The 23,875-nt window shown below is 57.7% G+C and carries 21 protein-coding genes; 10 read left to right on the top strand and 11 right to left on the bottom strand.

Going from position 1 to position 23,875, the window contains the following annotated elements:
* Positions 1 to 12: 12 nt before the first annotated feature.
* The 6 genes from VGC62_RS15085 to VGC62_RS15060 all read right to left on the bottom strand — a co-directional run bounded on the left by VGC62_RS15085 (position 13) and on the right by VGC62_RS15060 (position 7,117).
* Complete coding sequence (locus tag VGC62_RS15085) at positions 13 to 1,632, bottom strand: EAL domain-containing protein (RefSeq protein WP_331187884.1); 1,620 nt, start codon at positions 1,630 to 1,632, stop codon at positions 13 to 15.
* Positions 1,633 to 1,712: 80 nt separating this feature from the next.
* Positions 1,713 to 2,489 (bottom strand): N-acetylmuramoyl-L-alanine amidase, encoded by a 777-nt coding sequence (locus tag VGC62_RS15080; RefSeq protein ID WP_331187883.1) that lies wholly within the window; start codon positions 2,487 to 2,489, stop codon positions 1,713 to 1,715.
* Between the two features lie 109 nt (positions 2,490 to 2,598).
* A complete protein-coding gene (locus tag VGC62_RS15075; protein WP_331187882.1) occupies positions 2,599 to 4,773 on the bottom strand; it encodes a diguanylate cyclase in 2,175 nt (724 codons plus the stop codon).
* Positions 4,770 to 5,651 (bottom strand): endonuclease/exonuclease/phosphatase family protein, encoded by an 882-nt coding sequence (locus tag VGC62_RS15070; protein ID WP_331187881.1) that lies wholly within the window; start codon positions 5,649 to 5,651, stop codon positions 4,770 to 4,772. The genes VGC62_RS15075 and VGC62_RS15070 overlap by 4 nt, the downstream gene beginning before the upstream one ends.
* A gap of 12 nt (positions 5,652 to 5,663) precedes the next feature.
* The gene (locus VGC62_RS15065; protein ID WP_331187880.1) at positions 5,664 to 6,305 is read right to left on the bottom strand and encodes a thiol:disulfide interchange protein DsbA/DsbL; all 642 of its coding nucleotides are present in this window, start codon (positions 6,303 to 6,305) and stop codon (positions 5,664 to 5,666) included.
* Positions 6,306 to 6,499: 194 nt separating this feature from the next.
* Positions 6,500 to 7,117: a c-type cytochrome gene (locus VGC62_RS15060; RefSeq protein WP_331187879.1), complete on the bottom strand. Its 618-nt coding sequence runs from the start codon at positions 7,115 to 7,117 to the stop codon at positions 6,500 to 6,502.
* Positions 7,118 to 7,403: 286 nt separating this feature from the next.
* Here VGC62_RS15060 and yihA point away from each other — a divergent pair, with 286 nt between their 5' ends.
* Positions 7,404 to 8,039 carry a ribosome biogenesis GTP-binding protein YihA/YsxC gene (yihA, locus tag VGC62_RS15050; RefSeq protein ID WP_331187878.1) on the top strand — a complete coding sequence of 212 codons (636 nt, stop codon included), beginning with the start codon at positions 7,404 to 7,406 and terminating at the stop codon, positions 8,037 to 8,039.
* A gap of 232 nt (positions 8,040 to 8,271) precedes the next feature.
* Here yihA and polA read toward each other — a convergent pair whose 3' ends face one another.
* Positions 8,272 to 11,034: a DNA polymerase I gene (polA, locus tag VGC62_RS15045; protein ID WP_331187877.1), complete on the bottom strand. Its 2,763-nt coding sequence runs from the start codon at positions 11,032 to 11,034 to the stop codon at positions 8,272 to 8,274.
* A gap of 74 nt (positions 11,035 to 11,108) precedes the next feature.
* On the opposite strand from polA, the gene VGC62_RS15040 reads away from it, so the two are divergent.
* Complete coding sequence (locus tag VGC62_RS15040; RefSeq protein ID WP_331187876.1) at positions 11,109 to 11,393, top strand: DUF2782 domain-containing protein; 285 nt, start codon at positions 11,109 to 11,111, stop codon at positions 11,391 to 11,393.
* Between the two features lie 32 nt (positions 11,394 to 11,425).
* Entirely contained in the window at positions 11,426 to 12,376 is a 951-nt protein-coding gene (locus tag VGC62_RS15035; protein WP_331187875.1) for a homoserine kinase, read from the top strand.
* A gap of 183 nt (positions 12,377 to 12,559) precedes the next feature.
* Here the strand turns inward: VGC62_RS15035 and VGC62_RS15030 are convergent, their stop codons facing one another.
* Positions 12,560 to 13,474, bottom strand: a complete 915-nt coding sequence (locus tag VGC62_RS15030; protein ID WP_331187874.1) for a zinc ABC transporter substrate-binding protein — start codon at positions 13,472 to 13,474, stop codon at positions 12,560 to 12,562.
* A 66-nt stretch (positions 13,475 to 13,540) separates the two neighbouring features.
* On the opposite strand from VGC62_RS15030, the gene VGC62_RS15025 reads away from it, so the two are divergent.
* From VGC62_RS15025 to VGC62_RS15010, 4 genes are all read left to right on the top strand, one after another.
* Positions 13,541 to 14,023 carry a Fur family transcriptional regulator gene (locus VGC62_RS15025; protein ID WP_331187873.1) on the top strand — a complete coding sequence of 161 codons (483 nt, stop codon included), beginning with the start codon at positions 13,541 to 13,543 and terminating at the stop codon, positions 14,021 to 14,023.
* On the top strand, positions 14,023 to 14,814 hold the full coding sequence (gene znuC, locus VGC62_RS15020; protein WP_331187872.1) for a zinc ABC transporter ATP-binding protein ZnuC: 792 nt from the start codon (positions 14,023 to 14,025) through the stop codon (positions 14,812 to 14,814). Before VGC62_RS15025 ends, znuC begins: the two co-directional genes overlap by 1 nt.
* Positions 14,807 to 15,589: a zinc ABC transporter permease subunit ZnuB gene (gene znuB / locus VGC62_RS15015; RefSeq protein WP_331187871.1), complete on the top strand. Its 783-nt coding sequence runs from the start codon at positions 14,807 to 14,809 to the stop codon at positions 15,587 to 15,589. The genes znuC and znuB overlap by 8 nt, the downstream gene beginning before the upstream one ends.
* 153 nt (positions 15,590 to 15,742) lie before the next feature.
* Positions 15,743 to 16,456 (top strand): PA5502 family lipoprotein, encoded by a 714-nt coding sequence (locus tag VGC62_RS15010; RefSeq protein WP_331187870.1) that lies wholly within the window; start codon positions 15,743 to 15,745, stop codon positions 16,454 to 16,456.
* A gap of 90 nt (positions 16,457 to 16,546) precedes the next feature.
* On the opposite strand, the gene katE is transcribed toward VGC62_RS15010, so the two are convergent.
* Positions 16,547 to 18,706, bottom strand: coding sequence for a catalase HPII (gene katE / locus VGC62_RS15005; protein ID WP_331187869.1), 2,160 nt, complete (start codon positions 18,704 to 18,706; stop codon positions 16,547 to 16,549).
* 382 nt (positions 18,707 to 19,088) lie between these two features.
* On the opposite strand from katE, the gene VGC62_RS15000 reads away from it, so the two are divergent.
* The 3 genes from VGC62_RS15000 (at position 19,089) to VGC62_RS14990 (ending at position 21,629) form a co-directional block, all read left to right on the top strand.
* Positions 19,089 to 20,096 carry a methionine ABC transporter ATP-binding protein gene (locus VGC62_RS15000; RefSeq protein ID WP_331187961.1) on the top strand — a complete coding sequence of 336 codons (1,008 nt, stop codon included), beginning with the start codon at positions 19,089 to 19,091 and terminating at the stop codon, positions 20,094 to 20,096.
* A complete protein-coding gene (locus VGC62_RS14995) occupies positions 20,096 to 20,770 on the top strand; it encodes a methionine ABC transporter permease (protein ID WP_331187868.1) in 675 nt (224 codons plus the stop codon). Before VGC62_RS15000 ends, VGC62_RS14995 begins: the two co-directional genes overlap by 1 nt.
* An 85-nt stretch (positions 20,771 to 20,855) precedes the next feature.
* Positions 20,856 to 21,629 carry a MetQ/NlpA family ABC transporter substrate-binding protein gene (locus tag VGC62_RS14990; protein WP_331187867.1) on the top strand — a complete coding sequence of 258 codons (774 nt, stop codon included), beginning with the start codon at positions 20,856 to 20,858 and terminating at the stop codon, positions 21,627 to 21,629.
* A 622-nt stretch (positions 21,630 to 22,251) separates the two neighbouring features.
* Here the strand turns inward: VGC62_RS14990 and VGC62_RS14985 are convergent.
* Both VGC62_RS14985 and cyoE read right to left on the bottom strand, forming a co-directional pair.
* Positions 22,252 to 22,887 carry an SCO family protein gene (locus VGC62_RS14985; protein WP_331187866.1) on the bottom strand — a complete coding sequence of 212 codons (636 nt, stop codon included), beginning with the start codon at positions 22,885 to 22,887 and terminating at the stop codon, positions 22,252 to 22,254.
* The gene (gene cyoE, locus VGC62_RS14980; RefSeq protein WP_331187865.1) at positions 22,884 to 23,783 is read right to left on the bottom strand and encodes a heme o synthase; all 900 of its coding nucleotides are present in this window, start codon (positions 23,781 to 23,783) and stop codon (positions 22,884 to 22,886) included. The genes VGC62_RS14985 and cyoE overlap by 4 nt, the downstream gene beginning before the upstream one ends.
* Positions 23,784 to 23,875 lie beyond the last annotated feature (92 nt).

Here is a 23,875-nt window from a genome sequence, read left to right as displayed (position 1 = left end):
AAAAGGCCTGGTTCAGGCCACATCGTCTGCGCGACGGCCGACGTTGCGTCGCCCACCCGTGACCAATTCGATAAATTTGTTCGCGGTCAACGGCCTGGCGAATAACCAACCCTGGCCATAAATCACACCCTCGCTTTTGAGCAACAAGGCTTGCGATTCAAACTCGATACCCTCGGCAATCACCCTCAATTGCAGCGCGTGCGCCATGCGAATGATATGCGGCGCCACGCCACTGCTGGCCGCATCGTGCCCCAGCGCGTCGATGAATGCTTTATCGATCTTCAGGCAATCAACTGGTAGCGTTTGCAGGTACGCAAGGCTGCAATAACCGGTGCCGAAATCGTCGATCAACACCTGATGCCCACGGTCGCGAAGCGCCTGCAGATGATTGCGCGCCACCACCACATCGATCAGCCCACGCTCGGTCACTTCGAACGCGATCTGCCGTGGCGCTACGCGGTGCAACGCCAGAAGCCTGGACGTTACTCGGCCAATCCTCGGCGCCATGACATCACACGCCGCAAGGTTGACCGAAATGTACAAATGCGGATTAGCGCGCAGCAGTTGCCCCAGATGCTCAAGCAATTGCTGAAGGACGAAATCGGTAATCTGACGAATTTGCCCGGTATTCTCAGCCAATGGAATGAACAGGTCGGGACTGGTCAGCGTTCCATCCGGCCGTCGCCAGCGTACCAACGCTTCAGCCCCCACGCACAGCCGCGTATTAAGGTCGAATATGGGCTGGTAAAGCACCTTCAATTCGCCACGTCGTAATGCGCCGTGCAACTCGCCACCCAGCGACAGCCGTTGGCGAACCAGTTGCAGCACCAGCGCACCGATACACAGCGACACCAGAACACTGGTCGGCACCAGTAACCACCAGGCGCCGGTGATCTTTTGCTGCAGGCCGCTACGTGGCGTGATCAGCACCAACTGGTATTCGGGGCTTTGTGTGGGCATCCGGTAGATCAATTGATCCTGGGTCGTGATCAAGGTCTCGACGGATGTCGGCGACCAGTCGTCGGTGGGCGGCCAGATCTGCGCCGGGCCCAATACGGGAATAGCCTTGCTGCCATTGTTCAAGACCACGACGAGACTGCCGCCTGCGGGTAAGTCCACCACATCGGTCAAGTGACCACGGGAAGTCGACACGCGAAAATCGCCGCGCCCAAGCATCAGCGATGCGAGGTTGTCGTCGGGCTGGGTTGAGGTGTTAAGCCAGTAATCGTAAGTCGGGCCGCGAATATCAGGGGCTCGGAGCTTGTTGATCATGCTTTCCTGTGTCCAGCTGGAGCAGGACTGGGTGTCGGTGACGAACGCAGCTTCGTAAATGAAGCGAAAGCGCGCGTTGACCTCGCGCAGACGGTCGATCATCTGCGTACTGCATTCGCGCAACGGCTGAGCTTCTAGCTGATCCAGCCCCGCACGCAACTGACCAAACAGCTGTTCAAGACGAACCAGGAAGCGCTCGCCCTGAGCATTCATCTGGGCACTTTCCTGCTGCCGTGCCTGATGCATTGCCAAGCCGAAGCTGCCCGACAACAATACAGCCGCGCTCAACAACGCCGCCAGCAAAGCCAGCAGCACCGGACGATAGAAGACTGAGCGCAATTGAATTGTTGCCATCAACATCGGTTGGTATCCAGTCAAATACCAATGAGGTATAGCAACATGCACAGAAATAGCCCGTCAAAACGGACGATCAAAGACATTTAATTCTTGAGATTGAGCACCTGGAGGATAGCTGCACTTTGCAGATCAGGCTCGCCCTCAAATTTTTCCGGGCGGTAATGCATCTGGAAAGCTGCCAAAACGTGCCGAGTGGCAACATCCAGTTCACCCGTTTGCGGGGTAGGGTATCCGAGTAACGCCAACTGCTGCTGGAACCAGGAAATACTCGGCACATTACCCATCATTTGCGCTTGTCGTTGAGCGACCAACCGCTCGTCCGGCCAGAGACCAAGGCCCTCTCGCGCCAGCCGCTTCCAGGGGAACATCGGGCCGGGATCGAGTTTGCGCAGCGGTGCGATATCGCTGTGGCCGATGATATGCCGGGGCTCAATGCGGTTGCGCTGAGCGATATCTTTGAGCAGCACGATCAGCGCCTGAATCTGCGCCTCGCTGTAGGGATACCAAACCTTGCCAGTTGGCGTGTCCTGGTAGCCTGGATTGACTATTTCAATGCCGATGGAACTTGAGTTCAACCAAGTACGGCCTTCCCATTCGCTCTCGCCGGCGTGCCAGGCTCGCTGATGTTCGTCCACCAGCTTATAAATAGTTGCCGGGGCATCGTCCCCGATCAGGTAGTGACTGCTGACTTCGCCATGGGTCAACAATTGCAGCGAACGCTCCAACGATGCTGACGTGTAATGCACCACCACGAACTGCACGCGGTTATCGTAGTTGGCAGAAGGATGGGTGGTGTCGAGTTTCGGCCCACTGGTGCAGGCGGTCAGTAGGAGCAGGAGAACGGCGCAGAGCATCTTCATATCAAGACAGAACACATAGGCAAGTAATGCAATAGCATAACGTAAGCTCGCCAGAGCGCCCAAAGAAAGACCGCAAATGAAACACCCTCTTACTGCTTGGTCGCATCGATCAAGCCTGCTCGATGCGGTTACGGCCCTCGTTCTTGGCTCTATACAACGCCTCGTCGGCGCGCTTGAGCGCAACATCGCTGCGCTCGCCGGCCTTGAATGTCGTAACCCCCATCGACACCGTAATCGTCACCGGCTCACCCTTGAAGTGGAAAGGGCATTGCTCGACGGTCGAGCGCAGACTTTCAAGCAACACCAGCCCGTCGGACATCGCTGTATGAGGCAGCAGGAAAACGAACTCTTCACCGCCATAGCGGGCAATGAAGTCGCTTGGCCGCAGACGCTTGCGCAGTTGTGAGGCAATGATCTTCAGTACTTTGTCGCCCGCCAGATGCCCGTATCCATCGTTGATACGCTTGAAGTGATCCAGATCCAGAATGCCCATCAGCAGGCTACTGCGGTTTTTTTGCAGTTGCTCGATGTCATGATCGAGACGTTCATTCCAGGCCGCGCGATTGGGTAAACCGGTCAGCGTGTCGAGCAGCGCTTTTTGCCGCTGCTCCTCCAGATGAACGCGAAAACCCTGCGCTTCCTGCTCCATCGTTGCAACCCGCCCCGCCAGCGATTGCAGCTTGGTAGCGACCTCTTGTTCGCGTGCGTCACGCGCTTTCTGATGTTGATCCATGGTACCGATCAACCCTTCAAGGCGGTTCTCCAGCACGCTTTTCAGGCTGTCGAGGTCAGCGGCTTGCTGCACACTGCTCTGCAAGCCGTCCACATGCTCGCGCAGTTGATCGTCCAGTTGGCGCGAGGCCGATTGGGTATCCGCCAAGCCCGTGCTGGCAGCTTGCAGATTGCTCTGAAACGACTCCAGTCGCTCGTTCAGTTGCTTGAGGTAGATCTCGAACTCGTGCTGCCCACTGTCCGTGATGGCAAGCATCAAGACCGCCAGATCGTCGAGGATGGGCAACAACTCATACCAGTTGAGGCCGTGCTCCAAACGCGCGCGCATCGCTTCGGCTTGCGGGCGGTGATGTTCTGGCAGTGTCAGATCGCTCAGCAGACCCAGCAGGGTGTGTTCGATGTGCGCCGCGACCGAGCTGTAGCTGGGTTCCGGCGAGGACGGCAGCGCGTAAGGACCGTCGTCGTCTGTTTGGTCGAGGTCATCGCTTTCCTCTGACTCGACAGGCGTGTCTTCAATGGGCTCCGACTCAGCATTGGAGTCGACTGATTGCAGGGCAGCATCGGGGGCCGCTTGCGCTTCAGGCTCGGCTAGCGCTTGAGATAACGGCTGAGGGTTCTCTGCTTCTATAGACGGCGCGGCACAAGCAACCGCATCTGCTACGGCCAATTCAGGTGCCTGTGCCTGCGTCGCGTATTTTTCTTGCGCACTGTCTTGGGTGATAACCGTTTCGACAGGCAAGGCTGCTTGTTCTGGCAGAGCCGCCGGGGGTTGTGATGCAGCAGGTCGAGCAAGGGGCGATGGCTCGACGATAAGGACGACGGGCTGCTCTGCTCCGGCACTCGACAGGCGATCTTGAGGCTCGGATTGCACAGGCGCCTCGTTGCTCCACTGCGCCCTTTGGGGCTCCGCGGCCTCGGTAGGTGCAGGGCCATCGACATCGCGCTGCTGCGTCGCGGATTCAAGCGCAGGACTAGGCGTGGATGGCGGCTGATCGGGAGTCTGAATGGCAGGCTCTTGCTCACCAGCCCCCCGGCCGCCGAACAGTCGTTGCAAAAAGCCTGGCCGCGCGGCCAAATCCGGGTGCTCCAACAGCGCTAGCGCCTGACCTTGCAAACCACTGAGTTCCCCGAGCAGCAGCGGTAGCTCGCGCGCCTGATTGACGCGCTCTTCAAGCCCCTTCGCCAGAAGCTTGAGCGGTTTGCTCACCTCTTTGGGCAGCGGCAGCGCCTGCAGTTGCACCACAAGCGACATCAGCGCAGTGCCCATTTGCTCGACACGTTTTTCACGACGCTGCTCAGAATCGAGCACGGCCTTTTCCAGGCGCGGTATCAGTGCTGCCAGCCCTGCGTCCATGTCGTCTTTACGCACAACTTCGCGCATTTCCTTCATGCACTGGTCTACAGCCTTGTCGGCACCCTCGGCCGCCAGACTGCTACGCACCAGACCACGTCGCAACAAGTCGAGCCGCGCATTCCAGCGTCGCTCCAACTTGTCTTGCTGATCAATGCTCTTGAGGTATTTTTCTTTCCAGCGCTGTGCTTCGTCACTCATTCCACAGGTCCGAGAGGAGATGAGCTTGTTATCGGCAGGGAATCGCCAATTAATGAGGCTGGCAAGCGAATCTCCACCGCAACCGGCAGATGATCGGAAATGGGCTGAGCCAGCACCTGCACTTTTTCAAGCGTGAGGGTCGGGCTGAGAAGAATGTGGTCCAGGCAACGCTGCGGGCGCCAGCTGGGAAATGTCGCTTCGATCTGCGGGGCCAGCAGGCCAAGGTCGCGCAGCGGCGAAAGCTCAAGCAGGTCGGACGCATGAGTATTCATGTCGCCCATCAGCACTTGATGGCGATAACCGCCGATCAACTCTCGGATGTAGGCCAGTTGCCGTGTGCGCGTACGAGCGCCCAGCGCCAAGTGCATGACTACCACGATCAACGCGTCAGGGCCTTCGCCGAACCGAACCAGAATCGCGCCACGTCCGGCGGGACCGGGCAGTGGATGGTCTTCGATTTCCCAGGGACGCAAACGACTGAGTACACCGTTGCTGTGCTGGCCAAAACGGCCAAGGTTACGATTGAGTTGTTGATGCCAGTACGGAAAGGCCCCGAGCTGGGCAAGGTGCTCGACTTGATTGATATAGCCAGACCGAAGACTTCCACCGTCGACTTCCTGCAGGGCAACCAGGTCATAGTCGCGCAGCAGGTTGCCAATCTTTTGCAGATTGCCCGCGCGGCCCGTGGCGGGTAGCAAATGCTGCCAGCCACGGGTCAGGTAATGGCGATAACGCTCGGTGTTGATACCAACCTGAATATTGAAACTGAGTAAACGGAGCCGACCGTCAGCCGGCAATCCAGTCTCTTGCAGATGGCACTCATTGACCTTTGCGGTATGCCGGCCAACGGTGCGTTCTATGCTGCCCCAGCGCGCCATGGCGGCCCCGCCTTACTTGGCGGCCATCGCGGCACGCTCTTTGGCGATAAGCTGATCGGCGACCTGCAAGGTTTGCTCTGGACCACCCGCGCTACCCAGGTCAAAACGGTATTTGCCATTGACGATCATGGTCGGTACACCGGTGATGTCGTATTTCTTGGCCAGCTCTTTGTATTGAGCGATCTTGCCCTTCACTGCGAACGAGTTGAAGGTTTCAAGGAATTTGGTTTTGTCGACACCTTGTGTGGCGACAAATTCGGCCATGTCGTTTGGATCGGTCAGACGTTTGCCGCCCTTCTGAATGGCCTCGAATACCGCAGCGTGAACCTTGTGCTCTACACCCATGGTGTCGAGGGTGATAAACAGTTGACCGTGTGCGTCCCAAGGGCCGCCGAACATCGCAGGAATACGCACGAAGTGAACGTCGGCCGGCAGCTTTTCAACCCACGGGTTGATGGTCGGCTCAAAGGCGTAGCAGTGTGGGCAGCCGTACCAGAACATTTCGACGACTTCGATCTTGCCTGGCTCGGATACAGGGACGGCGCTGCTCAGCTCGACATATTGTTTACCGGCCTCGATTGGCTCTGCGGCTTGAGCGGACAAACCGAACAGACTGGTAACAACCAGAGCGGCGCTGAGAATCAGATTACGCATGCTTAACTCCTGGGCATGAAAGGTCGCCTGGACGCGACCGGATTTGGACCGGACGTGGAGGCGTGAGTTCGCCAGTGTAACGCCTGCGGGCACAAAAAAGGGCAGCCGTTCGCTACCCTTTTTGGCCCGCCGAAGCAGGATTCATGTGCGCATATGTCTATGAGCGTGTATCAAAACCCTATGCTCATCAGGTCTTAGTGCAGACCTTGAATGTAGGCCGACAACGCATCGATGTCCTTGTTGCTCAATTTACTGGCGATGCTGCGCATGACCATGGTGTCACCATCGTTGGTCCGTTCGCCTTCACGGAACGCCGTCAGTTGCTTTTTCACATAATCGGCGTGCTGACCGCCAAGGTGCGGAAAGCCTGCGGCAGCGTTGCCCGTACCATTAGGTGAATGGCAACCGGTGCAGGCCGGCAGGCCCACATCAAGCTTGCCGCCACGAAACAGCTCTTCACCATGGGCAACGAGTTTGGGGTCAGCCGCACCGACGCTGCCTTTTTGAGTGGCAAAATAGGCGGCGATATCGGCCAGATCCTGGTCGTTGAAATTGTTCAACAGACCGGTCATCTCCAGCACGACGCGCTTGCCATCCTTGATTTCGTGAAGCTGCTTGAGTAGATAGCGTTGCCCCTGCCCCGCAAGTTTGGGGAAAGTGGGTGCCACGCTATTGCCGTCCGGACCGTGGCAGGCACCACAAACCGCGGTTTTCGCCTGACCAGCAGCAGGGTCGCCCGTCAATGCATCGGCGGCTTGGGCGGCGCCAGAGATACCCAACGTCAACAGCAGACTCACGAATAGTGTGTTCATCGGCTAATCCAATACGGCTAAAAGAGAAAAGTTAATAGCGGGCCTACTCGCGCATCCAGAGGATGGTGGTTCGGTAGTCCTCGCTGCTGCAGTCCATGCACAACCCACGCGGTGGCATCGCTTTGAAACATGGCCTGACCGTTTGCGGTTGCGCCTCGCTGGTGTGCGTAAGTCTAGGCGCCCGGAGCGGGTTGTCACCCCGCCTCGGAGTGTATACTCGCCCCACCGACGCGCAAATGAATCAACTTGCCGCACACCAGCAGGCAACCTCCCCACCGGAAATCCCATGCAACTGAAGAATCCCATCCTCGGCCTGTGCCAACAGTCCAAGTTCATGCTCAGCGCCGCCAAAGTCGATCAATGCCCTGACGACGAAGGTTTTGAGGTCGCGTTCGCAGGCCGCTCCAACGCTGGCAAATCCAGCGCACTCAATACGCTGACGCACGCAAGCCTTGCACGTACGTCAAAAACACCGGGGCGCACACAGCTGCTGAACTTCTTCAGTCTGGACGACGATCGGCGTCTGGTCGACCTGCCGGGCTATGGATATGCAAAAGTTCCGATTCCACTCAAGCTCCACTGGCAACGTCACCTTGAAGCGTATCTGGGCAGTCGGGAGAGTCTGAAGGGGCTGATCCTGATGATGGACATCCGCCACCCCATGACCGACTTCGACGTATTGATGCTCGATTGGGCGATTGCCAGTCAGATGCCAATGCACATTCTGCTGACCAAAGCCGACAAGCTGACCTTCGGCGCGGCCAAAAACACCCTGCTTAAAGTACAGGCAGAGATTCGCAAGGGTTGGGGCGACGCAGTCTCCATCCAGCTGTTCTCAGCGCCCAAGCGCATGGGGCTGGAAGAGGCTTACACCGTGCTGGCGAACTGGATGGAGCTGGAAGACAAGGCACCTGCGGAGTAAATCCAGGCAAAAAAAACCCCGGACTTCTATGGGGAGGGGAAGTTCGGGGTCCAAGTCCGGACCACTAGGGAGAGGTCCAGATATCTGCCAACACTTAACACAACTAGGAGCATTGAACGGCTACGTCAGCCATTCGTTAGCTCTGACCCGGACTTGGCCGGGGAAGTTCAAAAGTGTATGAAATTTATGCAGCACCGATGCCCCTTTACAGGGACGAACGGTCAGAAAACCATCAATGCGCCTCGTCCCAGTTATTCCCCACGCCGACTTCAACCAGCAGCGGGACGTCCAGCTCAGCGGCGCCGCTCATGTGTACGCGAATCTCCTGGCTGATCTGCTCGACCAAATCCTCACGCACTTCAAGCACCAACTCATCGTGGACCTGGAGGATCACTCGGGCGTCCAGGCCTGACTCGTCCAGCCAGCCATTCACCGCCACCATCGCGCGCTTGATGATGTCAGCCGCCGTGCCTTGCATCGGCGCATTGATCGCCATGCGCTCGGCACCTTTGCGCAAGGCCTGGTTTTTGGCGTTGATGTCGGGCAGATACAGCCTGCGACCGAAGATAGTTTCGACAAAACCCTGTTCGGCGGCCTGTGCGCGAGTGCGCTCCATATAGGCCAGCACGCCGGGATAGCGAGCGAAATAACGATCCACGTAAGCCTGAGACTGCTTGCGGTCGACACCGATCTGCTTGGCCAGGCCGAACGCGCTCATGCCGTAGATCAAACCGAAGTTGATGGCCTTTGCGCTGCGACGCATGTCAAGGGTAACGCCCTCAAGCTCGACGCCAAAGACTTCTGCCGCCGTTGCCCGGTGTACATCCAGGTTATTGCGAAAAGCGTGCAGCAAGCCTTCGTCCTTGGCCAGATGCGCCATGATCCGCAATTCAATCTGCGAATAGTCCGCCGCCAGCAGTTTGTAGCCTTTTGGCGCGATGAACGCCTGACGAATCCTGCGTCCTTCAGCGGTACGAATCGGGATGTTCTGCAGATTCGGATCACTGGATGACAAACGTCCCGTCACCGCCACGGCCTGGTGGTAGGACGTGTGAATACGCCCGGTGCGCGGGTTGATCTGCTCCGGCAGGCGATCGGTATAGGTACTTTTTAGCTTGCTCATCGAGCGGTACTGCATCAATACCTTGGGCAGCGGGAAATCCTGATCGGCCAGTTCTTGCAGCACCGCCTCTGCGGTGGATGGCTGTCCGGTTGCCGTCTTGCTGATGATTGGCATACCGAGCTTTTCGTAGAGAATCACGCCCAGTTGCTTGGGCGAGCCGAGATTGAACTCCTCCCCGGCAATGGCGAACGCCTGGCGCTCCAGTTCAGTCATCTTGCCGCCCAGCTCGACGCTCTGGATACCCAACAGCTTCGCGTCAACCAATGCGCCCTGTCGTTCGATACGCGCCAGCACCGGCATCAGCGGCATCTCGATCTCATTGAGCACCGGCAGCAAGGTCGGAATCGCCGCCAGTTTCGCTTGCAAGGTCTCATGCAGGCGCAGCGTCAGATCCACTTCTTCTGCGGCATAGAAACCTGCCTGCTCCAGTGCGATTTGATCGAAGCTCAGTTGCTTGGCGCCCTTTCCCGCGATGTCCTGGAAATTCATCGGCGTGTGGTTCAGGTACTTGGCGACGAGGCTGTCCCGGTCATGACGGGTCGCAGTGGAGTCGAGTACATACGATTCAAGCATGGTGTCGAACTTCACGCCCTGCACATTGATACCCTGCGCCTGATCGCCGCCGATAGCGCAGTTGGCGAGCAAGTTGATGGCGAACTTGGCGTGCTGGCCGACTTTGATCTTTGTCGGGTCTTCGAGCATCGGCTTGATCGCACTCAGAACAGCGTCACGGTCCAGTTGCTGCGGCACGCCCATGTAAGAGTGAGTCAGCGGAATGTACGCGGCTTGGTGAGTCTGGATGGCGAACGACAAACCGACGATCTGCGCGCGTTGCGCATCGATGCCGTTGCTCTGCACCACGAAGGCGAAGAGCTTCGCGCCCTCAAGCCGCTTCAACCATGCATCCAGTTGCGTCTGTTCGAGGATCAACTCGTACTTCGCATCGATGACCGGCGCTTGCTCTTCAACAACGATTTCTTGCCCGGCCAGCTTCGCATCGCGCTGCAGCTCTTCGATCCAGCTTTTGAATTCAAGCTCGGTGTAAAGCGCCATCAGCGCATCGCGATCAGGCTCGCCGCAATGCAGGGCATCCAGCTCAATGTCCAGTGCAACGTCGATCTTGATCGTCGCAAGCTTATAAGACAGGAACGCCATGTCCTTGTGCTCTTCGAGCTTGGCGGGCAGCGTTTTCGCACCACGAATGGCGAGCGTCGGCACCTTGTCCAGGTTCTCGTAAAGCTCTTTCAGGCCGCCATTGATACCCACCAACAGACCGGCGGCTGTCTTCTCGCCAACGCCTGGAACGCCGGGGATGTTGTCGACTTTATCGCCCATCAGCGCGAGGTAATCGATGATGTGCTCAGGACCGACGCCAAACTTCTCTTTCACGCCAGCCACATCCAGCACGCTACCGGTCATCGTGTTGACCAGAGTAATGTGGCCGTCGACCAGCTGCGCCATGTCCTTGTCGCCCGTGGATATGATGACTGGCCGATCAGCGGCGGCGCTGCTGCGCGCCAGAGTACCGATCACATCGTCAGCCTCGACGCCTTCCACACACAGCAGCGGATAGCCCAGCCCTTTGACGCACGCATGCAGCAAGTCGACTTGCACGCGCATGTCATCGGGCATACTTGGCCGGTTGGCTTTGTATTCGGCGAACATTTCGTCGCGGAACGTCCCGCCCTTGGCGTCGAACACCACAGCGAACGGGCTTTGCGGGTACTGCCGGCGCAAGCTTTTGAGCATGTTCAACACGCCCTTGACCGCACCGGTGGGCAAGCCCTTGGACGTGGCCAGAGGTGGCAGCGCGTGAAAAGCGCGATACAGGTAAGAAGAACCGTCCACCAGGACGAGGGGGGCTTGGCTCATGAGCAGGATCAACCTTTTCGGCGGGGTCGGCGCTAGAATGCGAGGACCGTTGACGACAAAGGAGCAAGATTATCATGCGCGCAGTAAATCGCCTGTTGCTGGCAAGCCTGTTATCCGTATTCCCACTGATAACCGTAGCGGAAGATGCACCGTCACCGGAACCCGACGTCACCATTCGCCAGGATGGCGACAAGTTCATTCAGGAATACCGTGTGAACGGTTTCCTGTATGCGGTCAAAATCACGCCAAAGCACGGTAAACCGTATTTTTTGGTGCGCGCCGATGGCACCAGCGCGCAATTTATCCGTTCTGACCAACCGGACATGCTGATCCCACAGTGGGAAATTTTCCGCTGGTAACGCCTTACATTCACTCTATTTGGCAGTCTCATATGTCGGTTTTTACTCCCCTGGCTCGGCCCGAGCTGGAAGCTTTTCTCGCCCCGTACGGGCTTGGCCATCTGCGTGACTTTCAGGGCATCGCTGCCGGAAGTGAAAACACCAACTTCTTCATCAGCCTGGAGCAGGGTGAGTTCGTCCTCACCCTGGTCGAACGCGGCCCCGTTCAGGAAATGCCCTATTTCATCGAGCTGCTGGACGTGCTGCACGAGGCCAACCTGCCCGTCCCGTATGCGTTGCGCACAACCGACGGCCAGGCCCTGCGCGAGCTCAAGGGTAAACCGGCGCTGTTGCAACCGCGTCTACCGGGCAAGCATCCCACGCAACCTAACACCCAGCATTGCGTACAGATCGGCGAGCTAATGGGACACATGCACCTGGCGACTCGCGATCATGTACTGGAACGCAAAACCGATCGCGGGCTGGACTGGATGTTGGAAGAGGGCAGTAATTTCATCTCTCACCTGAGCGACACTCAAGGCGCGCTGCTGAAAACAGCGGTAGAGGAAATAAAGCACCACAAAGCCCCTATCATGGCCCTGCCCCGCGCCAACTTGCACGCCGACTTGTTCCGCGACAACACGCTGTTCGAAGGCACCCACCTGACCGGCGTCATCGACTTCTACAACGCCTGTTCAGGCCCAATGCTGTATGACGTGGCCATTGCGGTGAATGACTGGTGTTCGCACCAAGAGGGCACAATTGACGCGCCTCGCGCCCGAGCACTGCTCGGAGCTTACGCAGCGTTGCGGCCATTCACAGCGGCCGAAGCCCACTTGTGGCCGACGATGCTGCGCGTGGCCTGCGTGCGGTTCTGGCTGTCGCGCTTGATTGCCGCCGAGAGCTTCGCCGGACAGGACGTGCTGATCCACGACCCGATGGAATTCCAGAAGCGCCTGGAACAACGGCAAGAGACCCATATTCCGTTGCCGTTTGCGTTGTAGCTGCTGACCAAAATCCCTGTAGATAGTCTGCTCTTGGTCAAGCTCGGTTGATCATCTGTAGGAGGGCCAGAACGCGCTCTGCCGCTTCGACCCCAAATGCCCGTCGCTGCGATGCAATCTGTCTGACAGAACGCAATCGCAGCCGTCGGCAGCTCCGAAAAACGGGCGCGCAGGGCATTGGAACTACAAACTCTCCAGGCACCCCGCCAAATCATCCCCCAGCTTCTGTAGCAACAGCTCATAGCCTTGCGCTGTTGCGGGGGTGTAGCCGCCCAGACCATCCAGCTCAGCCAGCTTCACTGGCAAGCCCGCGCTCAGGGTTTCGGCCAGGCGAGGACGCAACGGCGGTTCACTGAACACGCAGGTTTTACCGAATGCCGCCAGGCGCTTGCGCATTTGCGCGACGTGCTGCGCTCCCGGCTGGACTTCGCTGCTGACGGTAAAGACGCCTGCATGCTCAAGCCCATAAGCCTCTTCGAAATAATCGAACGCTTCATGGAAGACGAAATACTTCTTGTCGGTAATGCCCGCTACACGCGCCTTGATCTTCGCGTCGGTGGCATCCAGACGCTCATCAAACGCTTTGACGTTGCTCTGATAGCGCGCCGCATTGGCAGGATCCGCCGTGCTGAGATCGACCGCCATCTTCGCCGCGATCACCCGTGCATTGACCGACGAAAGCCACAAATGGGCATCCAGGCTGCCGGGGCGATGATCATGATCGTCTTCGTCGCCGTCATCATGCGCAGCTCCCGCCGTAAAGTAGCGCAAGTGCATACCTGGCAGGGACTGCACCGGGATCGACGGCAACGTTCTGCCCGCCAAAACCCGCGGCAGGAAGGTTTCCATGTCCGGACCGATCCAGTACAGCAGGTCGACGTCCTTCACCCGCCGTACGTCGGAAGGTCGCAGCGCATAGTTATGTGGCGATGCCCCCGGCGGCAGCAACACCTCTGGGACCGCGATCCCCTCCTGCACAGCAGCTGCAATCAACTGCAGGGGCTTGATGCTGGTGAGAACGCGGACCTCGGCCTGAGCGGTAGAAATAAACAGAAATCCTATGACGGATGCGACAAAAAGCAAAAAAAGTCGGGACACGATGACCACTCATGGGGGCAGGAACGGGTAACATAATAACGTCTCTCACAAAAGCCGTCGCCGCCCATGTCTAAAACACCACTGGCCAGTCGCCCTCACGATCATTCTCGCTGCGTGCATTCCGCACTCGCTGAAGCCGACACGCTGTGCGCCGGAAAGGGCCTGCGCCTGACCGCCCTGCGCCGACGCGTACTGGAGCTGGTCTGGCAAAGCCATAAACCGCTGGGTGCTTACGACATCCTCGCCGTCCTCAGCGAAGAGGACGGTCGTCGCGCCGCGCCACCAACGGTCTACCGGGCGCTGGATTTTCTGTTAGAAAACGGCCTGGTTCACCGCATTGCATCGCTCAACGCTTTTGCCGGCTGCAACCATCCGACCCATGCGCACCAGGGCCAATTCCTGATTTGCCGCGAATGCCACGCCGCCATTGAGCTTCAGCACCCGGCAATCAGCACGGCAATTATCGATGCCGCGAAGGAAGTCGGTTTCTCGGTAGAAACCCAAACCGTCGAAGTGGTTGGCGTGTGTACCGGCTGCAAGGCCGCCTGATGAGCGACGCGCTGATCCGCCTGAATGACGTTGTAGTTACACGTGAAGGGCAAAGCGTGCTGGAAAACATTCAGCTGAGTGTAAGCCCCGGCGAGATCGTCACGCTGATCGGTCCTAACGGCGCAGGCAAGACAACACTGGTGCGTGCAGTACTGGGTTTGCTCAAGCCAGACTCAGGCAGCGTCTGGCGCAAGCCCAAATTGCGCATCGGCTATATGCCGCAAAAGCTGCACATTGATGCCACGTTACCGTTATCGGTGTTGCGCTTCCTAAGGCTGGTGCCGGGAGTGGATCGCACGACGGCGCTGGCGGCCCTCACCGAAGTGGGCGCGCAAAAGGTCATCGACAGTCCATTGCAGGGTATTTCCGGCGGCGAGATGCAGCGCGTGCTCCTGGCCCGTGCGCTATTGCGCAAGCCCGAACTGCTGGTCCTCGATGAGCCGGTGCAAGGCGTCGACGTCGCTGGACAGGCCGAGCTGTACGCCTTGATTACTCAATTGCGCGACCGTCACCGATGCGGCGTGCTGATGGTGTCCCACGATTTGCACCTGGTGATGAGCACGACCGATCAAGTGGTCTGCCTCAATCGCCACGTCTGCTGCTCCGGTCATCCTGAACAAGTGAGCAACGACCCGGCATTCGTCGAGCTGTTCGGCCAGAACGCGCCGAGCCTGGCGATCTATCACCACAAGCACGATCACGCCCACGATCTGCACGGCGAAGTCTGCGCACCGGCGCTGGCCGCGCATGATCACCCCCGTAGTCACGGAGATAGCTGCAAGCATGGCTGATTTTCTTCTGTATGCCTTGCTCGCAGGCCTTGCGTTGGCGTTGGTAGCCGGTCCTCTGGGCTCGTTTGTGGTGTGGCGTCGCATGGCCTATTTCGGCGACACGCTTTCGCACGCGGCATTATTGGGCGTGGCAATGGGCTTTTTGCTGGACGTCAGCCCGACCATCGCCGTGACCGTGGGCTGCCTATTGTTGGCGATTCTGTTGGTCACACTGCAACAGCGCCAGCCGCTCGCGTCCGACACCTTGCTCGGGATTCTGGCGCCCAGCACCTTGTCCCTCGGCCTGGTGGTGCTGAGTTTCATGCGTGATGTGCGCATCGATCTGATGGGCTATCTGTTCGGTGACCTGCTGGCCATCAGCCCGACAGATCTGGCGTGGATTCTCGGTGGCAGCGCCGCAGTGCTGATCCTGGTCGTAGCGCTGTGGCGTCCATTGTTGGCGATTACCGTGCATGAAGAACTGGCAACCGTAGAAGGGCTGCCGGTCGCAGCGCTACGGATGACACTGATGCTGTTGATCGCCGTGGTCATCGCCGTGGCGATGAAAATCGTCGGCGTGTTGCTGATTACCTCGTTGCTGATCATCCCTGCCGCCGCGGCACAACGTCACGCACGTTCGCCCGAACAAATGGCCTTGGGCGCGAGTATCATCGGCATCATTGCAGTCTGTGGTGGGCTGGCACTGTCATGGTTCAAAGACACGCCAGCAGGCCCGTCGATCGTGGTCTCTGCCGCCGCGCTGTTCTTGCTGAGCTTCCTTTTACCCAAGCGGTAGAACCTTGTGCCGGAAGTAGGGTCATACTCGGCAATAATAAATGGCGGCAATATGCAATGACGGTTGTCCCGCCGCGCAGTGATCAGTTATTTTCGGTGCAAGGCACTTATGTGTAGACTTGCTCGTTTTTTGCGCAAATAGAGAATCGCAGGAATGAAGCCGTACGCATCCCGTTATCTGCTGCTTGCTGCATTTACCATTCTGTTGGCAGCCTGCCAAAGCAAGCCCGTCGAAGCGCCCGTTCCGGTGGCGCCACCCGATGAATATCAACAGCTGGAAAAAAATATCGCCAGCAGCGAGCTAGCCACCGCCGAAGACCAATTGGCCGCTTTGCAGGCCAAGGCGCCTGACGATCCGCGCCTTGAGCAATATCAGCGTGAATTGGCCGAAGCCTATCTGAGCCGCAGCCAGATCGTGCTGCAAAAAGGCGACGTCAACGCCGCCGCGACTGCATTGAGCCGCGCCCGCGCGCTGATGCCCAAGGCTCCGGCGCTGACCAGCGGTGTGAACGGTGCCATCGCCAACGCGCGCAAAGCCGAGCTCGAAAAGGCGGAAGCCGAACTCAAAGCCGCGGAAGCCAAGCGTATTGCCAAGCTGATTGATCCGACTGCCGAAAGCACAACTATTGCGCTAAAAATCGGTGATATGAAGCAATTACGCCGCCAACTCAACGACATCGCTGCAGACGTCACAGCGTTCAATTGTGAAGTCGTGCTACAGGTACCGCGCATCGACGATTACCCTTGGTTGGCGACATTGCTCACCAAGCGTGTCGTGAAGATCAATCCGGATTTCGAGCTTCAGCTTCGTCGCCAGATTGAGAAAGGTGAGCCTGCTCAGGTGATTTTGAAGCCCGCACAGCTTTGATCTGACCTCAGATTTAAAAAATAGGCGCTGCCCTCATGGGCAGCGCCTTTTTGTTACCTGCACGCAATTCCCCGTAGAAAAATCGGGGCCTTAAGCCGGAATCGCCTTGGCTTTAGGCTCGCGCGCCCAAACACGGTGCTGCTTCATGGCGCCGAAGAAGGCATCGAACGACTTACTGTCAGACACCGCCAACAAACCAGCATCTGGGTCCAGGTGCAGCAGGTCGATCAGCTCCTTGGCCTCACCGCTGAAGGAGATCGCCTTCAAGTGTTTGTACGCCTCTAGTACGTAGTGCAGCGCCACGCCATTGCCGCTCAGCGCCTTGACCGAAGCCGCACCCCCTGGAATGAACACGGCGTCGAATGCGACCGACGGCAAACCTTCCTGAGAAGCGTCCACGGCCAGAGCCTTTCCGCCGACAGTCTTCACTGGCGCTGAAGTCGGGCCCAGGACCTTGGCATGCGCGCCGTGGGCTTCAACGGCAGCTTTCATCGCGGCAACGGCCTTATCGTCTACGCCATCAGCGACAAGGATTGCCACTTTGCGCGAGGCAATGTCCGCTGGCAGCAGGTTCGCCTGGCTCAGCAGAGGTGATTTATCCACCGTCGCTTTGGTTGGCTTCCTGGCGGGCACCGTCCCAGCGGTGGGCGCAGGCAAACCCAGGTTCGCAGCAACGCGTTTGGCCAGGGTCAGGTCGATATTGGCCAGAATCTCGTTCACCTGACGCACACGGATGAACTCACGCTCAACCTTGCCCAACTCGAAGCTGTACGCCGCGATGATGTGTTCCTTCTCATGCTCGCTCATGCTGTTGAAAAACAGTGTCGCCTGGGAGAAGTGATCGGCGAACGACGCACTGCGTTCACGCACTTTGTGCGCTTCTACCCGCTCTGGATAGGTCTCGAATCCGCCATCAATCGGCGCCGACGGCGTTTCTTTGGGCCAGCCGCCATCAATTGAGTTGGGCTCATAGGACGCACGGCCTTTGTCGATGGTTATGCGGTGTTGCGCATCGCGCTGGCCGCTGTGGTTCGGCGAAACCGGGCGGTTAATCGGGATTTCATGGAAGTTCGGCCCACCCAGACGGCTGATCTGCGTATCGGTATACGAAAACAAACGGCCTTGCAGCAGCGGGTCATTGGAGAAATCGATACCCGGCACGACGTGGCCTGGGCAAAATGCGACCTGCTCGGTTTCAGCAAAATAGTTGTCCGGATTGCGGTTGAGCACCATCTTGCCCAACGGTGTCACGGGGACCAGCTCTTCGGGAATGATCTTGGTCGGGTCGAGCAGGTCGAAGTCGAAGTTGTGCTCATCTTCTTCAGCCACCAACTGAACACCCAACTCCCATTCCGGGTAGTCGCCCATTTCGATGGACTCCCACAGATCGCGGCGATGGAAGTCGGCGTCTTTACCGGCCAGCTTCTGCGCCTCGTCCCACACCAGCGAGCAAGTGCCATATTTGGGTTTCCAATGGAATTTGGCGAACGTGGATTTACCCTCGCCATTCACCAGCCGGAAGGTATGAATGCCAAAACCTTGCATGCTGCGCAGGCTTTTCGGGATCGCTCGGTCGGACATTGTCCACAGCACCATGTGCGCCGATTCCGGCACCAGCGAGACAAAATCCCAGAACGTATCGTGGGCCGAGCCGCCTGTCGGGATTTCGTTATGCGGCTCAGGTTTTACCGCGTGGACGAAGTCCGGAAACTTGATGGCGTCCTGGATGAAGAACACCGGCATGTTGTTGCCGACCAAGTCGTAATTGCCTTCTTCTGTGTAGAACTTGACCGCAAAACCGCGCACGTCACGCACCGTATCGCCAGAACCACGCGGCCCCTGAACGGTGGAGAAGCGCACGAACACCGGGGTCTTCTTGCCTGGATCGCGCAGAAACTCAGCCTTGCTCAATGCGCTGTGGTTTTCGTAGGTCTGGAAATAACCGTGCGCGCCAACACCCCGAGCATGGACGATGCGCTCTGGAATGCGCTCGTGATCAAAGTGGGTGATCTTTTCACGCATGATGAAGTCTTCGAGCAGCGACGGACCGCGTGCGCCGACTTTGAGCGTGTTCTGGTTATCGGAGACTTTTACGCCTTGATTGGTACGCAGCGCCTGACCGGTTGCGTCAGAACGAAACGGCTCAAGGCTGTCGAGCTTGGTATTGGTATTGCCGCGGTCCAGTGTGTCGGTGCCGGCCAGCTCACTGGATTTACCATCAGGGGTCTTCACAGGTTTCTTGGTAGCCATCAGACATAATCTCCTTGGTTCGGACGGCCCACTTGGGTCAAAAACCCATGGGCTCTATAAGCAAATATCTCCAGGACACTGCACCAGGAGATCACAGCGCTTATGTACTGACTGAGGAGAGAAATGCCCGTTCCGTGTTTTTTTCTACCTTTGGTCTACCTTTCGAACAGCACTTAAATGCGATGGCTTTATTACCGTTTGGCAGATTGCTTGTGAAATAAATGCTAAGAGACTGGGCTCAATTCCGGTCGGACAGGCTAAAATGCCGCCCGGTTTATCCAGCCGAGGCGGCTATTTCCAAAAAATAGCAACCGCCCCAAACAGCCATCGCATGTCCAGCTCGTTGGCTGATTTTTTACCGCGCCCCCACAAGGTTCGCTACGTGATCGAGTTTCATAACGTCCATAAAACCTATCGGGTTGCCGGCAGGGATATCCCCGCTCTGCATCCGACCAGCCTGCGCGTCGAAAACGGCCAGGTGTTTGGCCTGATCGGCCATTCCGGCGCGGGCAAAAGTACGCTGCTGCGCCTGATCAACCGTCTCGAAGCGCCCAGTGGCGGCACGATCCTGGTCGACGATGAAGACGTCACCGCCCTCGACGCCGCAGGCCTGCGCGCCTTCCGTCGGCAGGTGGGGATGATCTTTCAGCACTTCAATCTGCTGTCCTCGCGGACCGTGGCTGACAACGTCGCCATGCCGCTGACGCTGGCCGGTGATATGTCCAGCCACCAGATCAATCAGCGAGTGGCCGAGTTGTTGGCGCGGGTGGGGCTGTCGGATCACGCGAAAAAATACCCGTCTCAGCTATCGGGCGGTCAGAAGCAACGCGTCGGTATCGCACGCGCGCTGGCGACCAAGCCAAAAATCCTGCTGTGTGACGAAGCCACCAGTGCGCTCGACCCGCAAACCACAGCCTCGGTCCTGCAATTGTTGGCCGAAATCAATCGCGAGCTGAATCTCACCATTGTGCTGATCACCCACGAGATGGACGTCATCCGCCGAGTCTGTGATCAAGTGGCGGTGATGGACGCCGGCAAGATTGTCGAGCAAGGCGCCGTGGCCGATGTGTTCTTGCACCCCAAGCACCCGACAACCAAACGTTTCGTGCAGGAGGACGAGCAAGTCGACGAGAACAAACGACACAACGACTTCGCAAATGTACAAGGTCGCATCGTGCGCCTGACGTTTCAGGGCGAAGCGACCTACGCGCCGCTGCTGGGTACTGTGGCGCGCGAAACCGGCGTGGACTACAGCATCCTCGCGGGCCGTATTGATCGCATCAAAGACACGCCCTACGGACAACTGACGCTGGCCATCACCGGCGGCGACGTGGATGCGGCGTTCGCGCGCTTCACCGCAGCCGACGTTCACATGGAGGTGCTGCGCTGATGGAGACCTTCATCAATCTGTTTTCCAACGTCGACTGGTATGAAATCTGGGTCGCCACAGGCGATACGCTGATCATGCTCGGCGTTTCCCTGGCATTCACCATCTTGCTTGGCCTGCCGCTGGGCGTGCTGATGTTCGTGACCTCGCCGCGCCAATTGCTGGAGAACAAGCCCCTGTATGCCACGGTTGGCTTGATCGTCAATATGCTCAGGGCGTTGCCGTTCATCATCCTGCTGATCGTGATGATGCCGCTGACCGAGGTCATCACCGGCACGTCGCTGGGCATCCTCGGCACGTTGCCGCCTCTGATCGCTGGCGCTACGCCGTTTTTCGCCCGGCTGGTAGAGACCGCACTGCGGGAAGTGGATCGCGGGATCATCGAAGCGATTCAAGCCATGGGCGCGACGACCCGGCAGATCATCGTCAAGGCACTGTTGCCCGAAGCACGTCCGGGCATTCTGGCAGCCATCACCGTCACCGCTATTGCGTTGGTGTCGTTCACTGCGATGGCCGGAGCAGTCGGCGCTGGCGGCCTGGGCGATCTGGCGATTCGTTATGGTTATCAACGCTTTCAGAACGATGTGATGTTTGTGACGGTCGTATTGCTGCTGGTACTGGTGCAAATACTGCAAACCATCGGCGACAGGCTGGTGGCTCATTTCTCACACCGTTAACCGAATTAGCCGATTGTTCATCGGCAAAATGCACGCTGTATTCCTGTAGCGCGCATTCAAGGACATGCCTTCAAGGAGTAGCCTCGTGAAAAAACTATTGGCCGCATTCGCCGCCGTTTTCGCCCTGTCGGCCCACGCCGATGAAACCCTGACCGTCGCCGCCAGCGCCGTACCGCACGCCGAGATACTTGAATTCGTCAAACCGATACTCGCCAAAGAAGGCGTGACGCTGGACGTCAAAGTGTTCAACGACTACATCCAGCCGAACGTACAGGTCAATCAGAAGCGCATGGATGCCAACTTCTTTCAGCACCAGCCGTACCTGGACGAATTCAACAAGGGCAAAGGAACAACATTGGTGAGCGTGGCGAAGGTTCACGTCGAACCGTTCGGTGCGTATTCCGACAAGCTCAAGAGCATTGCCGACCTGCCTAACGGCGCAACGGTCGCTATGCCGAACGATGCGACCAATGAAGGCCGTGCGTTTTTGCTGCTTGCCAAAGCCGGGCTGATCACGCTGAAGGACCCGAGCAACATTCTCTCGACCCCACGTGACGTGGACCAGAACCCGAAAAACCTGAAATTCCGTGAACTGGAAGCCGCGACCCTGCCCCGGGTGCTGACGCAGGTAGATCTGGCGCTGATCAACACCAACTACGCACTGGCCGCCAAGCTTGATCCGACTAAAGATGCCTTGGTGATCGAAGGCGCTGAATCGCCGTATGCCAACATCCTGGTAACCCGCGAAGACAACAAAGACTCGCCCGCCATCCAGAAACTTGTCGCTGTGCTGCACAGCCCGCAAACCCGGCAGTTCATCGTGGATAAATACAAAGGCGCGGTGGTTCCGGCGTTTTGATGTGGAAAGCGCAAAGCCCGCTTCTACATGAATTGCCCCCGTACAACCGCCCGGCAGATCGGGGACAGATTAATTTTTCAAAAAGCACGAAAAATAAATCAGTCCCCTATGGAGTTCCGAAAATGAGTTCGTGAGGGGACTGATTTATTTTCAGAGCATTATCGAAAATTAATCTGTCCCCGGCTTAAACACTTCCCCATCTCTGTGGCCGTAGACGGCAGATCGGGGACAGATTAATTTTTCAAAAGCACGAAAAATAAATCAGTCCCCTATGGAGTTCCGAAAATTAGTTCGTGAGGGGACTGATTTATTTTCAGAGCATTATCGAAAATTAATCTGTCCCCGGCTTAAACACTTCCCCCATCTCTGTGGCCGTAGGCATGGCAGATCGGGGACAGATTAATTTTTCAAAAAGCACGAAAAATAAATCAGTCCCCTATGGAGTTCCGAAAATGAGTTCGTGAGGGGACTGATTTATTTTCAGAGCGTTATCGAAAATTAATCTGTCCCCGGCTTAGACACTTCCCCCCCCATCTCTGTGGCCGTAGGCATTGCCAGATCGGGGACAGATTAATTTTTTAAAAAGCACGAAAAATAAATCAGTCCCCTATGGAGTTAACGACTACTTCCTCTCCACCAACCCCGGCAACTGCGCGACCAGCTTCTGGTTATTCAACGGTGCGCGGATAAAGCCTCGTTGAGTACCGTCAGGGCCGACGAGAGCGAGGTTGCCGCTGTGGTCGACCGTGTAATTCGGTTTGCTGGTGTCGGCCGGAATGTACGGGATGCTCACAGCATTGGCGATTTTCTGCAGATCATCGACTGACGAAGCCGTCAGCCCGATAAACGATTTGTCGAAGTACCCCAGATACGTCTTCAATTGCTGCGGGGTATCGCGATTCGGGTCGACGCTGACCAGCACGATACGCAACTTATCCACAGCCTCTTTTGGCAGCTCGCTCTTGATCTGGCGCAGTTGGGCGAGGGTGGTCGGGCAAATGTCCGGGCAGAAGGTGTAGCCGAAAAACAGCAGGGTCCATTTGTCTTTCAGCTCGTCCATCGCCACCGGCTGACCGTCCTGATTGGTCATCTTTAACCCCGGTAGGTCACGGCTCTGCGGCAGCAGAATAACGCCGGCGTCGATCAATGCGGTCTGGTCGCGCTGACCTTTGCCTGAGAGCACACGGTTGACTGTCAGGCCGAGAATCAACGCGACGATGGCGACCAGGATGAAAACGGTTTTCTGGGTTCGGGTCATAAATTCAACAATAAGTAGTGATCTACGAGCAGCGCGATGAACAGCAGGAACAAGTAATAAATAGAGTACTTGAACGTGTTGATCGCAGCGTGCGGTCGGGTACCACGGTATAACACGAAGGCCCACTGTAGAAACCTTGCGCCCAAGCCCAGCGCGCACAATAAATACAGTAGCCCGCTCATGTGAATCACGTACGGCATCAGGCTGACGGCCAGCAGCACAAAGGTATAGAGCACGATGTGCAGCTTGGTGTAATGCTCGCCATGGGTAACCGGCAACATCGGGATGTCGGCCTTGGCGTATTCCTCCTTGCGATGGATTGCCAGTGCCCAGAAATGCGGTGGGGTCCAGGCGAAGATGATCAGCATCAACAGCAACGGTTCGGCGCTGACATGCCCGGTTACCGCCACCCAGCCCAGCAATGGCGGCGCGGCACCCGCAAGGCCGCCAATGACGATGTTCTGCGGCGTCGCGCGCTTTAAAAATCCGGTATAGATCACCGCATAACCCAGCAGCGAGGCCAACGTCAGCCAGGCCGCCAGCGCATTGGTAAACGCCAGCAACAGCGCTTGCCCACTCAGCGCCAGCAGCACAGCGAACGCAATAGCAACAACGGGCGACACACGCCCTTGGGCAATCGGTCGTTTATGGGTGCGCGCCATCAACGCGTCGATCTTGTGATCCACCACATGATTGACCACCGCCGCGCCACCTGCACACAGCGCAATGCCCAGATTGCCGAACACCAGCACGTGCCACGCCACGCCCGCACGCGTGGCGAGAAACATCCCGACCAGCGAGGTGATCAGCATCAACACCAGCACTTTGGGCTTGGTCAGCTCCAGATAGTCTCGCCATAGAGCTTGATGGTGTCGCTCGCCAATTAGGACTGTCATCGAGTTACATCCTCTTTGGGCTGTCGCCTTTTGTAGATCCTCTGTTCCCGGTCAAGCTTTCGGCAGGTGTTTTTCGCTGAAAAGCCTGGCCG

Source organism: Pseudomonas sp., assembly GCF_036404235.1.
In the GTDB taxonomy this organism is placed as follows: Bacteria; Pseudomonadota; Gammaproteobacteria; order Pseudomonadales; family Pseudomonadaceae; genus Aquipseudomonas.
This window is presented reverse-complemented; position numbering and strand designations above follow the sequence as displayed.